The following is a 16,091-nucleotide window of genomic DNA, read 5'->3' as shown; positions in this document are numbered from 1 at the left end:
GAAAATATGTACGATGAAGTACTTAAAGAGCAGTGAAGCTCCATAGGATTATTCCTATGGAGCTTTTTGTGTTTATTTTTAGGGTGAATTTAATAAAGATTTATCTTTTAGTAAACTTACCGTATAAATAGTTAATTAATTTTAAAGACTATATTATAAATAGAATAGTCTTGAAAGGAGTTTATAATGAACAATTTTAAAATTAAGACTCAGATTTATTTTGGTCAAGGAGCTTTAGAAAGGTTAGAGGACGTAGGAAATAAAAAAGTTTTTATAGTTACAGATCCTTTCATGGTGAAGTCAGGAATGATTAATAAGATCACAGAAAAATTAAAAAGTGCTAGCATAGCCATATTTAGTGATATAGTTCCAGATCCACCTATAGAGCTTATAGTTCAAGGTATAGAAGAACTACAAAAAGTTCAACCAGAAGTATTAGTTGCATTAGGTGGAGGTTCCTCAATAGATGCAGCTAAAGCTATAATGGATTTTGCAAAAAAAATTACACCTGTTACTGATATGGAGTTTATAGCTATTCCAACTACAAGTGGTACAGGTTCAGAGGTAACATCTTTCTCAGTAATAACAGATAAAGCTAAGGGAACAAAGTATCCTTTAGTTTCAGATGATCTATTACCAGATGTAGCTATTTTAGATCCTGAACTAGTAAAAAGCGTACCTGGATCAATTACTGCAGATACTGGTATGGACGTAATTACTCATGCTCTTGAGGCATATGTATCTACAAATGCATCTGATTTTTCTGATGCTTTATCTGAAAAAGCACTTATGCTATCTTTCAAATATCTTTTAAGAGCGTATAAAGATGGTGAGGATTTAGAAGCGAGAGAAAAAATGCATAACGCATCATGTCTTGCAGGAATTGCCTTCAATTCAGCTTCTCTTGGATTAAACCATGGTATTGCCCATGTTTTAGGAGGTAAATTCCATGTGCCTCACGGAAGAACTAACTCTTTATTATTACCTTATATAGTTGAATTTAATGCTGACATAGTAGGATATGAGAATAATGAATTTTCTAGAGCAGCTATTAAATATGCAAATATATCAAAATTATTGGGATTACCTTGTAGTAATGCTAGAGCAGGAGTTAGAAGCCTTGTAAATGAAATAAAAAAATTACAAAAGGAAATGAAGATGCCTACGACTTTAAAAGCTTGTGGTGTATCTACGGAAGAACTAGAAAAGCTTAAAGAAGAAATTGCAAACAGTGCATTATTAGATGCATGTACTGCAACTAACCCTAAAATACCAACTCCTCTTAATGTTATTGAAATTATCGGAAAAATTAAAGAATAACATTAAAAAATGGGTTGACAGTATAAAATTTTGAATATATAATCGAAATATACACAAAGTAGTGTAATGGTTTTAAGCAAAGGGGCTTCTTGAAAATATTTATGTTTTCAAGGAGCCTTTATTATTTTTTATAAAATTATAGATTTATTTAAGAATAGTTGTTAAAACACAGGTAATACTAATACTAATATTTTATATTAAATATTGTTTTTAGATATTGTCTCTAAATGCAAAGGTAAGGTGAGTATATGAGTGACGATAAGCAAAGGATTATACAGGAGTTTGTTCCTGGTAAACAAGTAACCCTTGCACATATAATAGCAAATCCTACTGATGAACTTTATAAAAAGCTGGGTCTTGTAGCAGATACTAGAGATGCTATTGGAATTTTAACAATAACTCCAAGTGAAGGTTCCATAATAGCTGCAGATGTAGCTACGAAGGCTGCTGGAGTTAATCTTGGATTTGTAGATAGATTTAGTGGCTCACTTGTTATAACAGGAGATGTTAGTTCTATAGAATCAGCATTGAAGGAAGTTACTTCTGTTCTTGAGGGATTATTACAATTTACTTCTACAAAAATTACTAGAACGTAGGAGGAAACATGAAAAAAGTAATATTCATAGGAAAGACAGGAAGTGGTAAGACTACTTTGTGCCAAAAGATTCACGACTTAGATTTGAAATATAAGAAGACTCAATCAGTAGAAATTTATGATGAGTCTATAGATACTCCAGGAGAATATTTAGAAAATAGATCTTATTATAAAGCTCTGATAGTAACATCAGCAGATGCAGATGTAATTGCACTAGTATATGATTGTACTTCAGAGGAATCTTACATAGCACCAGGTTTTTGTAGTATGTTTGCTAAGGAGTGTATTGGGATAGTTACCAAAATAGACATTGCTCAAAACAATGATAGAGTAAAACATGCTAGGGAGATTTTAAAAGAGGCTGGAGTCTCTAGAATTTTTGAAGTAAACACTTTAGATGGAACCGGAATAGAGGAATTAATTAAATATTTAAGTTCATAATATAGAGGAGAATAATTAAATATGAGTAAAAAAATCATAATAGTCGACGATGAGCCTATTATTAGAATGGATATCAGAGATATCTTAGAAGCAGAGGGTTACAATGTAGTAGCAGAAGCTTCTGATGGGTTTAGTGCTGTAGAACTTTGCAAAGAGCATAAACCTGATTTAGTAATTATGGATATACAGATGCCTATACTTGATGGCATTGGAGCTAGTAAAAGAATTAGACTTGAACATCTTGCAGGTGGAATACTTTTGTTGACAGCCTTTAATGATACTGAATTTATAGAAAAGGCTAAAAGTGTAGGAGCATATGGATATCTAGTAAAACCTTTAGATGAAAAATCATTTATTCCAACAGTGGAAATGTGCTTAGCTAAAGTAGAAGAATTTGAAGAGTTAGAGAATAACCTAGAGAAAGTTACATCAAAGTTAAACGAAAGAAAGTTAATTGAAAAAGCTAAGGGTATACTTATGAAAGAATTAAATTCCGATGAAGAAGAAGCTTATAGGTACATTAGAAAATTGAGTATGGATAGAAGATGTTCTATGATAGATATTGCAAAAACCTTAATAGTGGCTTATGAATAAGATAAAAGAATTATGTAATATTTATACTAACCTCACTGATGAGGATATTAATAAAATCATAGAGATTTCTAACTCAATAGAGTTAATAGCTAATTTCGAGGAATGCGATGCTTTTATAGATGTACCATCAAAAAATCCAGAAGAAGCCATAGTAGTTTCAGAAGGAAGAAAAAAAGAATCTATTTATACTGATTCCGTAGTTGGGAAAAAGGCTTTAAGAATAAATGAGCCTGGTGTAATAAGAACTCTAAAAACTGGTGAAGTTTTTAAAGGAGTAAGAGCTTTAACTCAAGAAAATAGATTTGTAAGACAAAAGGTATACCCAATTTTAAATGAACAGAAAATAATAGGAGTAATTATTGTTGAGAATGATATAAGTAATGAAATAAAAGAAGATTTTACTATTCCTAATGATGGCTCCAAAAGCAAAAGACAAAAGACACATCAGCTAATGAACTTAATAAATTCCAATAGATTGATTAATGATAACTTAGAATCTGCCGTTTTAGTTTATGATGAAAATGGAATATTAAGAATTAAAAATAGAAAAGCTGATATGATTTATATAGGTAGGGGATACAACGAGCTTGAAGGCATGCATTACGATGATTTGTCCTTAGATAATACCCTATTTACCAATATTAATAAAATCTTAGAGATTACAGAAGATAATAAAGTAATAACAAAGGAAGTAAAAGTTGGTAATTTTTATTATGGAATAAAAAGAATACTGATTAAGGAAGAGGACTTGAGAGTTATTGAAATAGTTCAAGACATAACAGATATAAAGAATAAAGAAGCTGAAATAATCTCTAAATCTGTTGCTATACGAGAAATTCATCATAGAGTAAAGAATAACTTGCAAACCGTAGCTTCACTTTTACGTATTCAAGGGAGAAGATGTGATAGTGAGGAAGCAAAGGTAAGTCTTCAGGAAAGTGTGAATAGGATTCTTGCTATTGCAGCAACTCATGAACTTTTATCAAAGGATATAAGTGATGAGGTAAAAATTATGAAGGTTATAAATGCTATAGTAGATAATGCTAAAAGATGTTTTTTAAACATTCAAAAGGAAATTAATATAGAAGTATCAGGTGATGATTTTTACATTGATACAGATAGAATTACTGCAATATCTCTTATAATTAATGAATTGATACAAAATTGTTATGATCATGCTTTTAATCATAGGGAGTGTGGAACTATAAAAATTACTGTGACTGAGCAGGATGAGTTTAGAGAAATATCAGTAGCTGACGATGGAGTTGGTTTTGATACTTCTATTGATAAATCTTCTAGTTTAGGAATGTCTATAGTAAAAAACTACATATCTGATAAATTAAAAGGTGATATAGATATATTTTCTAATGATGAGGGAACTAAAATTAAATTTAGATTTCCTATAAAAATTGAATGAAATAGAACTACATTGAAGTAGTTTGATTTAAGCAAAGAGGCTTAAAGTTAAAAAAATTAATTTTTCATAGTTATTTGAAAGATTAATTTGATAGCTTTAAGCCTTTTATATTTGTATTTGGAGGTGATTCAATGAGAGAAGAACTTTTAAGCGTTGGAATTGATATTGGAACGAGTACAACTCAACTTGTATTTTCAAAATTAATCATAGAAAACACTGCTTCAAGTTTTTCAGTGCCTAGAATATCAATAGTTGATAAAGAAGTGGTTTATAGAAGTGATGTTTATTTTACACCACTTAAATCTATGACAGAAATTGATGCTGAGAAAGTTAAGGATATAGTGTCTTTAGAATATAAAAAATCAGGTATCGATAAGGATGAAATACAAACAGGAGCTGTAATTATAACAGGTGAGACTGCTAGAAAAGAAAATGCCAATGAAGTACTTCATACTTTAAGTGGATTTGCAGGAGATTTTGTAGTTGCTACAGCAGGTCCAGATCTTGAAAGTATTATAGCAGCTAAGGGTGCAGGAGCACATATTTACTCTAGTGAACATTCTACAAGTGTAGTTAACTTAGATATTGGTGGAGGAACTACAAATTTAGCTGTATTTACTAGAGGTGACTTGAAGGAAACAGGATGTCTTGATATAGGTGGAAGACTTATAAAACTTGATAAAGATACAAATAATATAGTATATATTGCTCCTAAAATACAAAACATTATAAATGAAAATAACTTTGATATAAAAATTGGTTATAAAGTAACTAAAGAAATGTTGATTCCAGTTATTAATGAAATGGTAAAACTTTTAGAGGAAAGTGTAGGGCTTAGATCCCAAACATCTACCTTTGAAATGATAGTTACTAATAAGTCCATAGCTTTAAATGAGGAAATTAAGTGTATATCCTTCTCAGGAGGAGTAGCTGACTATGTATATAATGAAGCTCCTATAGAAGATTACTTTAAGTATGGAGATGTAGGAATACTTCTAGGAGAAGCTATTAAAAATTCAGACTTATGTAAAAAACTGAAATTAGTGAGATCAATAGAAACTATAAGAGCTACCGTAGTTGGAGCTGGATCTCACACCATGGATATTAGTGGTAGTACCATTACATATACCCATGATAACTTCCCTATAAAGAATTTACCAATTTTAAAGCTTAGTTTAGAAGATGAAAATAGAGGTGCTGGAGTTTTAGAAAAAGCAATATCAGAAAAAATTAATTGGTTTAAGTATGAGAATGAACTTCAGAGTATTGCCATAGCTCTACATGGAAAGAAGAATCCTTCTTTCACAGAAATACAAGAAATGGCAAAGGGGCTAGTAGGTGGTATGAAAGAACTTATTGATAGAAAGCTTCCACTTATTATAATTGTTGAAAATGATATGGCAAAGGTATTAGGTCAGGCTATTTACTCCCTTTTAAATCTTGATAAGGATATAGTTTGTATAGATGGTATCAAGGTTGAAAATGGAGATTATATAGATATAGGAAAACCTGTAGCGGAAGGTAAAGTCTTACCTGTAGTTATAAAAACATTAGTATTTAATTAACCGAGAGGAGGATTATCATGATTTTAAAAACTAAATTATTCGGAAAAGTATACCAGTTTAAGTCAGTAATGGAAGTTATGGCAAAAGCAAATGAAGAAAAATCAGGAGATAACTTAGCAGGAATAGCTGCACAGTCAGCAGAGGAAAGGGTTGCAGCAAAGGTTGTACTTTCTAACCTTACACTGTCTGATTTAAGAAATAATCCTGCAGTACCTTATGAAATAGATGAGGTTACAAGAATAATACAAGATGACGTAAATGAAAAAATATATGCAGAAGTTAAAAATTGGACTGTAGCTGAATTTAGAGAGTGGTTACTAGATGATAACACTACAGGAGCAGATATAAGAAGAGTTTCAAGAGGAATAACATCAGAAATAGTGGCTGCTGTTGCAAAAATAATGTCTAACATGGATTTAGTATACGCAGCTAAGAAAATAAAAGTTACAGCTCACTGTAATACAACTATAGGAGAACCAGGAACATTATCTGTTAGATTACAACCAAACCATCCAACAGATGATCCAGATGGAATACTTGCATCTTTAATGGAAGGATTAAGCTATGGTATTGGAGACGCAGTACTTGGATTAAACCCAGTTGATGACTCTGTAGAGAGCGTAACTAAAGTATTAAAGAGATTTAATGAATTTAAAGAAAAATGGCAAATACCAACTCAAACTTGTGTACTTGCACACGTAACTACACAAATGGAAGCAATTAGAAAAGGTGCACCAGCTGACCTTATATTCCAATCAATTGCTGGTTCTGAAAAAGGAAATGAAGCATTTGGATTTACTGCTGCAACAATAGAAGAAGCAAGACAACTTGCACTTAAAGAAGGAACAGCTACAGGTCCAAACGTAATGTATTTTGAAACTGGTCAAGGTTCAGAACTTTCTTCAGATGCGCACCATGGTGCTGACCAAGTAACAATGGAAGCTAGATGTTATGGATTTGCTAAGAGATTCCAGCCATTCTTAGTAAATACAGTTGTTGGATTCATAGGACCTGAGTACCTATATGATGCAAAACAAGTTATAAGAGCTGGTCTTGAAGACCACTTCATGGGTAAACTTTCAGGACTTCCAATGGGATGTGACGCTTGTTACACAAACCATATGAAAGCGGATCAAAATGATATAGAAAACCTAGCAGTATTACTTGCTACAGCAGGATGTACATACTTCATGGGAATTCCTCATGGTGATGACGTAATGCTTAACTATCAAACAACTGGATATCAAGAAACAGCTACATTAAGAGAGTTATTAGGAGTAAAACCTATTAAACCTTTTGAAGAGTGGATGGAAAAAATGGGAATTATAGAAAATGGCAAGTTAACCAGAAGAGCTGGCGACGCTTCAATATTCTTAGGATAAGGGGGGACTACTGATGAACGAACAAGAATTAAAATTAATGGTTGAAAAGTTATTAGGAGAAATGGTAGAAAAATCAGGTAGTACTGACATAGTAAATCAAGTAGCAAATAAAATGAGTGCTGTAATAGGTTCAGTAGATGAAAATGGATGTATTCCAGATATCACTGAAATTGACCTTAAAAAACAACTTTTAGTTGAAAACCCTCATGATAGAGAAGGGTATCTAAAAATGAAGGAAAGAACTCCAGCAAGAATAGGTATTGGAAGATCAGGTCCAAGATACAAAACTATAACTCAATTAAGAGTTAGAGCTGACCATGCTGCTGCACAAGATTCAGTATTCTCTTATGTATCTGAAGACTTTATAAAAGAAAATAATTTAATACCAGTGAATACAATGTGTGTTGATAAAGATCAATATATAACTCGTCCTGATCTTGGAAGAAAATTTGATGAAGAAACTACTAAGTTTATAAAAGATAAGTTTTCAGGTCAAAAGGTATTAGTAGTAGTTGGAGATGGACTTTCTTCAGCAGCTATTGAAGCTAACTTAAAAGATTCAGTTCCTTCAATTAAACAAGGTTTAAAAATGTATGGAATTGAAATTGGAGATATATTATTTATTAAACATTGTAGAGTTGGAGCTATGGATGCTATCGGTGATGCAACAGGAGCAGAAGTTGTTTGTATGCTAGTAGGTGAAAGACCAGGTCTTGTTACTGCTGAATCAATGAGTGCTTATATAGCTTATAGACCAACAGCTAATATGCCAGAAGCTAACAGAACAGTTATATCAAACATCCATAAAGGTGGTACTACAGCAGTTGAAGCAGGAGCACATATAGCTGAACTTATAAAGACAATGCTTGATAAAAAAGCATCAGGAATAAATTTAAAAATATAATTTTAGGGGGAATTTATTGTGATTAATGAAGCATTACGTCCAACAGTATTAAGCGTTAAAATAATTTCAAATGTAAGCCCAGAACTAGTTAAAAAATTAGAATTACAACCTCATCACAAAAGTTTAGGTATCATTACTGCTGATAGTGATGACGTAACTTACACTGCTCTTGATGAAGCTACTAAAGCTGCTGAAGTTGATGTAGTATATGCAAGATCAATGTATGCAGGTGCTGCTAATGCATCTACAAAACTTGCTGGTGAAGTTATTGGAATAATAGCTGGACCAAGTCCAGCAGAAGTAAGAAGCGGTTTAAATGCTACTATAGACTTCATGGAAAATGGATCACACTTTGTAAGTGCTAATGAAGATAACTCTATAGCTTACTATGCACACTGTGTTTCAAGAACTGGAACTTATCTTTCAAAGGTAGCAGGAGTTAAAGAAGGAGAAGCAATAGCTTATCTTGTAGCTCCACCACTTGAAGCTATTTATGGATTAGATGCAGCTCTTAAGGCAGCAGATGTTGAGATGAAGGAATTCTTTGGACCTCCAACTGAAACTAACTATGGTGGTGGATTACTTACAGGTAGTCAATCAGCATGTAAGGCAGCATGTGACGCTTTTGCAGAAGCTGTCAAATCAGTTGCTCAACAACCAGTAAACTTTTAAGCGAAGGTTTAGGAAGTGAGTAAAGCATTAGGTCTAGTAGAAGTAAGAGGATACGTTGCAGCAGTAGAAGCTGCAGATTCTGCTCTAAAGGCTGCAAATGTTACCTTGATTGGACTAGAGAAAATAAAAGGTGGAATAACCACTATTAAAATTACTGGAGATGTAGGAGCTGTAAAGGCTGCAGTTGATGCAGCCAGGGCTTCTGTAGAAAGTTTAGGTACTTTTAGAACTGCTCATGTGATACCAAGAGTAGACTCACAAGTTCAAAGTTTATTCTTTGAAGGACATAAAAAATCACAAGAGGTTTCTATAGAATCATCTAGTGAAAAAAGTGATTCAAAAGATAATGAAAAAATAGAAGCTCCAGATAATAAAAAGGGAGAAACTTCTGAAGTAGGAATTGTAGAAAAAGTTACAAAAGAAAAATCAGAAGTTAAAGAAGAAACTAAAGAAGTAGAGTCTCAAATCAACAAAATAGAAGAGACTATAAAAAATGATTTCAAAGATCATATAGATTATAACTCTATGAAAGTTGAAGAGTTAAGAAGATTAGTTAGAACTTTAAAAATTCCGAATATGACAAATAAACAAATTAAATTTGCCAAAAAGGATGTGCTTATAAACACTATACTAGAATATAACAAAGCAGGTGAAAAATAATGGAACTTACAGATAAAGATTTGGCGTCTATACAAGAGGTTAGGAATCTAATTAAAACAGCTAAGGCTGCTCAAGCAAAATTAGCTCAAAAGTCTCAAGAAGAGATTGATAGAATAATTAAGGCTATGGCTGAGGCTGCTGCAGCAAATGCAGAGAAATTAGCTAAAATGGCAGTTGAAGAAACTGGATTTGGAGTATGGCAAGATAAAGTAATCAAAAATATATTTGGTTCTACATACATCTATGATTATATTAAGGATCTTAAAACTGTTGGAATAGTAGCAGAAGATGAAGAGAAAAAAGTTATGGATGTTGCAGTTCCAATGGGAGTAATTGCAGGATTAATTCCTTCAACTAACCCAACATCAACAACTATGTATAAAGCTCTTATATCCTTAAAATGTGGGAATGCAATAGTATTTTCACCACATCCAAATGCTAAAAAAAGTATATTAGAAACAGTTAGAATTATGAATGAAGCAGCTGTAAAGGCTGGATGCCCAGAAGGAGCTATTGGATGTATTACAATTCCGACGCTTCAAGCTACAGACGAGTTAATGAAAAATAAAGATACAGCTATGATACTTGCAACTGGTGGTTCAGCAATGGTTAGAGCGGCTTACTCTTCAGGTACACCAGCTCTTGGAGTTGGTCCAGGAAACGGTCCAGCATTTATCGATAAGAGTGCTGATATTAGAATTGCAGTTAAGAGAATAATGGATTCTAAAACTTTTGACAATGGAACAATCTGTGCTTCTGAGCAATCAGTAATTATAGAAGAAGCTATTAAAGATAAAGTAGTAGCTGAGTTCAAAAACCAAGGAGCATATTTCTTAAGTCCAGAAGAAGCAAAACAACTTGGTAAATTTATAATGAGAGCTAACGGAAGTATGAATCCACAAATTGTTGGTAAGAGTGTAGAAACTATTGCAAAGCTTGCAAGTTTAACTAACGTACCTGCTTCAGCAAGAGTACTTATTGCAGAAGAAACAGAAGTAGGACACAATGTACCATATTCAAGAGAAAAATTAGCTCCAATTCTAGGATTCTATGTTGAAAAGAGTGTAGATGATATAGAAGCTAAGTGTAGAGAAATACTTCTTAATGAAGGTGCAGGTCACACATTCTCAATGCACTGTGAAGATAAGGAACTAGTAAAGAGATTTGCTCTTAGTATGCCGGTATCGAGAATACCAGTAAACACTCCAAGTACTTTAGGAGGAATAGGTGCTTCTCTAAACATAGTACCTGCTTTAACTTTAGGTTGTGGAGCTATTGGTGGAAGTGCAACATCTGATAATGTAGGACCACTTCACCTTGTAAACATAAAAAAAGTAGCTTATGGAGTTAGAGAAATTGAACATTTCAGAGGTGGAAGCAGCAATACAGTTACTCGCAGTAATAGTTCACTTTCATCTGCAGACACAGAAGAGCTTGTTAATTTACTTGTTAAGAAAATAATAAGTGAATTAAGATAATAAAATAAAATTTCAAAGTATATAGGTTAAATTTAAGGAGGAATTTATAATGGCAAACGCAAACGCATTAGGGATGATTGAAACTAAAGGATTAGTAGCAGCAATAGAAGCTGCAGACGCAATGGTTAAAGCTGCTAACGTACAACTAGTAGGAAAAGAACAAGTTGGTGGCGGTCTTGTAACTGTACTTGTAAGAGGTGATGTTGGAGCTGTTAAAGCTGCTACAGATGCTGGAGCAGCAGCAGCTGAAAGAGTTGGAGAATTAATATCAGTTCACGTAATCCCAAGACCACACTTCGAAGTAGATGCTGTTTTACCAAAAACACACGAAACAGTTTAGTTTAGATTTGTGTAGAGATGTATTGCTAAAATAGGCAGTACGTCTCTTACATCTAATGAGGGATGTGAAGATATGTCAGTATTAACTGAAAGTGAAGTTAGAAGACAGTTAAAGGGAAAAGACTTCAAGGAATATACTGAATTTAGAGTGCTAAAGGGACAAATAGTAACCCCATCTGCAAAATCATTTTTGTCAGAACATAACATTAACTTAGAGTATGTAGATTCTTTAGAGGAAGTAGTACATGAAGTAAAAAAAGCAAAAGAAGTAAAAGAAGAAGTACCTGGAAAGTCACAAACCAAAGAAGAAGAAAGTAAATATATAACTGTATTTGGTGCTGAATTAACGGAAAAGCCTGAGCATATGACACATTTACATGGAAACTTATTAGTGTTTAAAGATCATAAGGTAATAGCACTGAGAGGAAAGTTAGATTCTCTTGAGTCTAAGATATTAGAAACTCAAGTTGTTGCTCATAAATTAGGAGCTTCAAAATTAACAGAAGATCTTGAAGAAGTTTTAAAGTTTGTAAGAGGCATCCTTAGATGTGAAGTAGTTAATGAACCAGTAGGAGAATTTAAACTTCTTGGTATGACTCCAGAAGAATTAAGAGAAAGATCACATTATCCAAAGAAATACTATGGTATTGGTCATGAGCCAGTAGGGTTTTCTATGGGTGAGGCTGTTGTGGCTTTAAATTCTTGTAGAACAACTATAAGGGAAACTGAACTTTTAGCTTATACAGCATTTAAAGGCGAATATGGTGATGTTCAAAGGCCTGATATAATAAAGGCATTAAATAGATTATCATCCTTGCTTTGGATAATGATATTTAAATATAGAACTGGAGAATACAGTTAAATCAGGAGGATGAAATATGAATAATCTTTTAGTAGAGGATATCATAGATGAAGTAATAAAGAAGGTAAAAAAAGAAGCTTTTATAGAAGTTGAAGCCTCTGGAAAGCATGTTCACCTATGTGAAGAACATATAAACATATTATTTGGACGTGATTATCAGTTAAATAAGGTTAAGGACTTATCACAACCAGGTCAATATGCATGTAAAGAAAGAGTTACTATAACAGGACCTAAAGGTTCATTAAAGAACGTTGTTGTTCTTGGGCCTGCTAGAAAAGCTACTCAAGTAGAAATTTCATTAACTGATGCAACAGTTCTTGGAATTAAGGCTCCTGTTAAAGAAAGTGGTAAAATAGAAGGTACTCCTGGAATTACAATTTCCACAGAGCGAGCTACTCTTACAATAGACAAAGGAGTAATTGCTGCTAAAAGGCACATACACATGACTCCAGAAGATGCAGAGAAGTTTGGTGTAAAAGATAAAGAAATCATACAAGCAAAGGTTTATGGTGATAGACCTCTAATATTTGATGATGTTGTCATAAGAGTAAGCCCAGACTTTAGAACATATATGCATATAGACTATGATGAGGCTAATGCTTGTGGATTTACGAAGGGAACTCTTTGTAGAATAGTTAAGTAGGCCTCAAAAAAGGAGGTATATAAATGAACTATGATAAACTTGTGGACTTAATAGTAAAAGAAGTTTATAAAAAGTTAGAAGAAACAAATAGAAAAAATATAAGACATAAGACAGCTGTGGTAATTGGAGATGTAGAATTAGATCCTATTACTAAAGCTAATTTAAATGAAGAATATAGAATGATTTATTACGGTGAAGAAGCACTAGAAGCTGATATAGCTGTAGTTTCTAGACTATCTATAAAGTCCATGGCAAATATAGCTACACTAACTGGCATTAATGAAGAAGAAAACTTTATCATTAATATGCTATTAGCAGGTAAGAGAGTCTATGTTCTTGAAAATGGTCTAGAGTATAGAAAATATAAAAATACTGCACCAAGAGCACTATATAATAAGTATTTAAGCTTTGAAAAAGAGCTTAAGGTATATGGAATTGATATAGTTGAGGCTATTGAAAAAGTTGAAGATAAAACCACAAGAAAAGAAGAGTATAAAAAAGTTGAAGAAGTTAGTATATTAGAAACTTCAAATTCTATATCAGAAGAGATGAGCTTCGAAATTAGAAATAAGAAACTTATTAGTGAAATGGATCTTAGGAAGCCATTTATGAACGGGATGAAATCTGTGGTAATAGATAAAAAAAGCATAATCACTCCATTAGCTAACGACTTTATAAGAATTCATAATCTGAAAGTTAAAAGAGTTTAACGGAGGATAATATGGTTATTGGTAGAGTAGTTGGTAGATTATGGGCAACTAGGAAAGATGAAAAGCTAAATGGTCAGAAGTTTTTAATAGTGAGGTTACTTAAAGATGTAGATGTAGAAGAAACAGGCTTTTTTGTTGCAGCGGATAGTGTGGGTGCAGGTACTGGTGATAATGTACTTATAACTAGAGGAGGCTCAGCAAGAGTTTCGCTAGGAGAAAGAGATGTTCCTGTAGATGCAACTATTATTGGAATAATTGATTCAATAGAGGTAGAAAATGAGTAAAAGTATTGGAGCAATTGATTTTAAAAGTATAGCTAAAGGCATTGCAGTTGCAGATGAAATGGTGAAAAAAGCTGATGTAGATGTACTATATCTTAAAACTATATGTCCTGGAAGATTTTTAGTGATATTAACAGGGGATGAAGATGCTATAAAAACAACCCTTGACCATGGGATTACCTCTGGTCAAGGGCATATAATAGATAGCTGTATTATAAATAGTGCCCATAATAACATTATACAAGCTTTAAAAAGTAGATTTGTAACTAAGGCTAGTGGTGCCATAGGAGTGATGGAAACCAATAGTGTAAGTAGTGGACTTAAAGCATTAGATATTGCTCTTAAGGGAGCAAACTTAAATTTAGTAAAACTACAAGTAGCATCTGGAATAAGTGGTAAACTTGTTTATATTATTTCTGGTGGACTAAGTGATGTAGAACATGGAATGAATATAGCTAAAGAAGCTATAGAAGGAAAACGTATTGTTCATGCAACAGTAATACCTTCACCAGATGAACTTATCATTAAGTATTTAACATAAAAACTTAAACTTTAGTTTACACAATTATGAATATAAATGAAACGTAATTTATTAAATAAAGAATTAACTTAATAAGGAGATGAAATGATGGGAATTAACGAGATAATCGTATATATCATGGTTGTATTTATGGCTCTTGGAGCTATAGATAAGTGTTTAGGAAATAAGTTTGGACTTGGAGAAAAGTTTGAAGAAGGTTTCATGGCTATGGGTTCTCTTGCAATTGCAATGATAGGAGTTATCTGTCTTGCACCAGTACTTGCAAACATATTAGAACCAGTAATAGTACCTGTATTTAACTTTTTAGGAGCTGACCCAGGTATGTTTGGTGGTACACTACTTGCAAACGACATGGGAGGAGCTTCACTTTCTCAAGCTCTTGCAGTAGATCCTCAAGCAGGTATGTTTGGTGGATTAATAGTTGGTTCTATGATGGGTGTTACTATAGTATTCACAATTCCAGTTGCCCTTGGAATAATAGAAAAAGAAGATCATAAATTCTTAGCTATGGGAGTATTAGCAGGAGTTATTACAATTCCAATAGGAGCTTTTGTTGGTGGTCTTGTAGCTGGATTCCCAATAATGATGGTACTTAAAAACTTAATTCCAATAGTTATAATTGCAGCACTTATAGCTTTAGGACTTTGGAAGTTTGAAAATGCAATCATTAAAGGATTTACAGTTTTCGGAAAGTTTGTAGTAATAGTTATAACTTTAGGATTAGCAGCAGCTGTAATTGAAGCGTTAACAGGTATTGTTGTAATTCCAGGAATGGCACCGATTTCTGAAGGAATCCAAACTGTTGGAGCAATAGCAATAGTTCTTGCTGGAGCATTCCCACTAGTATATGTGATTACTAAAGTATTCCAAAAACCTTTAATGGGATTAGGTAAAGTTTTAAAAATGAATGATATAGCAGCAGCTGGTATGGTTGCAACTCTTGCTAACAGTATCCCAATGTTTGGTATGATGAAGGATATGGATAACAGAGGTAAAATAATTAACGTTGCTTTTGCAGTATCTGCAGCCTTTGTATTTGGAGATCACTTAGGATTTACAGCAGGGTTTAATTCAGAAATGATACTACCAATGATAGTAGGTAAATTAGTTGCAGGAATTACAGCTGTATTCGTAGCTATATTTATTGCAAACAATGCAACTAAAAATGAGGAGGCTAAATAATGATGGAAAATATAGATAAAAGCTTATTAGAAAAATTAGTTAGACAAATAATAGAAGAAAAACTTACAGGAGCTTCTAATGATTCTGTAGACTTTGTAAGGAATAAAGATGCAAGTGGAGTTATTTCTGTTAAACTTCCAACAGTTAGAGTTGATGAGTCAAATAGACTTGATACTGGAAATAGTAGTGATATAGTATATACAAAAGATTTATTCACTCTTGAAGAAAGTAGAAGATTAGGTTGTGGAATAATGGAAATGAAAGAAACAACCTTCGATTGGACTTTAAACTATGATGAAATAGATTATGTTATAGAAGGACATTTAGATATAGTAGTAGATGGAAGACTTGTATCAGCAGATGCTGGAGAATTAATTTTAATACCAAAAGGAAGCACAATTAAATTCTCAGTTCCAAACTATGCTAGATTCATATATGTGACATATCCAGCAGATTGGGCATCTCAAAACGATTAAGTTAATTTAGAAGTAAACACAGGTTATAT

General features: G+C 32.8%; 19 protein-coding genes. All 19 read left to right on the top strand.

The genetic code is table 11. The features are described from left to right. Positions 1–186: 186 nt before the first annotated feature. Positions 187–1,320 (top strand): 1-propanol dehydrogenase PduQ, encoded by a 1,134-nt coding sequence (locus tag ABDZ93_RS14900; protein WP_343827243.1) that lies wholly within the window; start codon positions 187–189, stop codon positions 1,318–1,320. Between the two features lie 248 nt (positions 1,321–1,568). Next, positions 1,569–1,916 (top strand): ethanolamine utilization microcompartment protein EutS, encoded by a 348-nt coding sequence (eutS, locus tag ABDZ93_RS14895; RefSeq protein WP_343827241.1) that lies wholly within the window; start codon positions 1,569–1,571, stop codon positions 1,914–1,916. An 8-nt stretch (positions 1,917–1,924) separates the two neighbouring features. After that, positions 1,925–2,356: a EutP/PduV family microcompartment system protein gene (locus tag ABDZ93_RS14890; RefSeq protein WP_343827240.1), complete on the top strand. Its 432-nt coding sequence runs from the start codon at positions 1,925–1,927 to the stop codon at positions 2,354–2,356. Positions 2,357–2,377: 21 nt separating this feature from the next. Continuing rightward, complete coding sequence (locus ABDZ93_RS14885) at positions 2,378–2,950, top strand: ANTAR domain-containing response regulator (protein ID WP_035130570.1); 573 nt, start codon at positions 2,378–2,380, stop codon at positions 2,948–2,950. Further along, entirely contained in the window at positions 2,943–4,367 is a 1,425-nt protein-coding gene (locus ABDZ93_RS14880; RefSeq protein WP_343827239.1) for a sensor histidine kinase, read from the top strand. The genes ABDZ93_RS14885 and ABDZ93_RS14880 overlap by 8 nt, the downstream gene beginning before the upstream one ends. A gap of 131 nt (positions 4,368–4,498) precedes the next feature. Continuing rightward, a complete protein-coding gene (gene eutA / locus ABDZ93_RS14875; protein WP_343827238.1) occupies positions 4,499–5,932 on the top strand; it encodes an ethanolamine ammonia-lyase reactivating factor EutA in 1,434 nt (477 codons plus the stop codon). Between the two features lie 17 nt (positions 5,933–5,949). Further along, positions 5,950–7,314 (top strand): ethanolamine ammonia-lyase subunit EutB, encoded by a 1,365-nt coding sequence (locus tag ABDZ93_RS14870; protein ID WP_343827237.1) that lies wholly within the window; start codon positions 5,950–5,952, stop codon positions 7,312–7,314. A gap of 13 nt (positions 7,315–7,327) precedes the next feature. Beyond that, on the top strand, positions 7,328–8,218 hold the full coding sequence (gene eutC, locus ABDZ93_RS14865) for an ethanolamine ammonia-lyase subunit EutC (RefSeq protein WP_035130580.1): 891 nt from the start codon (positions 7,328–7,330) through the stop codon (positions 8,216–8,218). 18 nt (positions 8,219–8,236) lie between these two features. After that, positions 8,237–8,890: an ethanolamine utilization microcompartment protein EutL gene (eutL, locus tag ABDZ93_RS14860; protein ID WP_343827235.1), complete on the top strand. Its 654-nt coding sequence runs from the start codon at positions 8,237–8,239 to the stop codon at positions 8,888–8,890. Positions 8,891–8,905: 15 nt separating this feature from the next. Beyond that, positions 8,906–9,550 carry a BMC domain-containing protein gene (locus ABDZ93_RS14855; protein WP_343827234.1) on the top strand — a complete coding sequence of 215 codons (645 nt, stop codon included), beginning with the start codon at positions 8,906–8,908 and terminating at the stop codon, positions 9,548–9,550. Continuing rightward, positions 9,550–11,028 carry an acetaldehyde dehydrogenase (acetylating) gene (locus ABDZ93_RS14850; protein ID WP_343827233.1) on the top strand — a complete coding sequence of 493 codons (1,479 nt, stop codon included), beginning with the start codon at positions 9,550–9,552 and terminating at the stop codon, positions 11,026–11,028. Before ABDZ93_RS14855 ends, ABDZ93_RS14850 begins: the two co-directional genes overlap by 1 nt. A gap of 49 nt (positions 11,029–11,077) precedes the next feature. Beyond that, a complete protein-coding gene (gene eutM, locus ABDZ93_RS14845; protein WP_343827232.1) occupies positions 11,078–11,368 on the top strand; it encodes an ethanolamine utilization microcompartment protein EutM in 291 nt (96 codons plus the stop codon). 72 nt (positions 11,369–11,440) lie between these two features. Further along, positions 11,441–12,229 (top strand): cobalamin adenosyltransferase, encoded by a 789-nt coding sequence (locus tag ABDZ93_RS14840; RefSeq protein WP_343827231.1) that lies wholly within the window; start codon positions 11,441–11,443, stop codon positions 12,227–12,229. Positions 12,230–12,245: 16 nt separating this feature from the next. Next, positions 12,246–12,872, top strand: coding sequence for an ethanolamine utilization phosphate acetyltransferase EutD (gene eutD, locus ABDZ93_RS14835; protein WP_343827230.1), 627 nt, complete (start codon positions 12,246–12,248; stop codon positions 12,870–12,872). 23 nt (positions 12,873–12,895) lie between these two features. After that, on the top strand, positions 12,896–13,582 hold the full coding sequence (locus ABDZ93_RS14830) for a TIGR02536 family ethanolamine utilization protein (protein WP_343827229.1): 687 nt from the start codon (positions 12,896–12,898) through the stop codon (positions 13,580–13,582). An 11-nt stretch (positions 13,583–13,593) separates the two neighbouring features. After that, positions 13,594–13,866, top strand: a complete 273-nt coding sequence (locus tag ABDZ93_RS14825) for a EutN/CcmL family microcompartment protein (protein ID WP_343827228.1) — start codon at positions 13,594–13,596, stop codon at positions 13,864–13,866. Then, positions 13,859–14,404 (top strand): BMC domain-containing protein, encoded by a 546-nt coding sequence (locus ABDZ93_RS14820; RefSeq protein ID WP_343827227.1) that lies wholly within the window; start codon positions 13,859–13,861, stop codon positions 14,402–14,404. Before ABDZ93_RS14825 ends, ABDZ93_RS14820 begins: the two co-directional genes overlap by 8 nt. 87 nt (positions 14,405–14,491) lie before the next feature. Next, positions 14,492–15,586 (top strand): ethanolamine utilization protein EutH, encoded by a 1,095-nt coding sequence (gene eutH / locus ABDZ93_RS14815; protein ID WP_343827226.1) that lies wholly within the window; start codon positions 14,492–14,494, stop codon positions 15,584–15,586. Positions 15,587–15,588: 2 nt separating this feature from the next. Next, complete coding sequence (locus tag ABDZ93_RS14810; RefSeq protein ID WP_343827584.1) at positions 15,589–16,062, top strand: cupin domain-containing protein; 474 nt, start codon at positions 15,589–15,591, stop codon at positions 16,060–16,062. Positions 16,063–16,091: the final 29 nt, after the last annotated feature.

The sequence above is a fragment of the Clostridium subterminale genome (assembly GCF_039521425.1).
GTDB classification, from domain to species: Bacteria; Bacillota; Clostridia; order Clostridiales; family Clostridiaceae; genus Clostridium_J; species Clostridium_J subterminale.
This window is presented reverse-complemented; position numbering and strand designations above follow the sequence as displayed.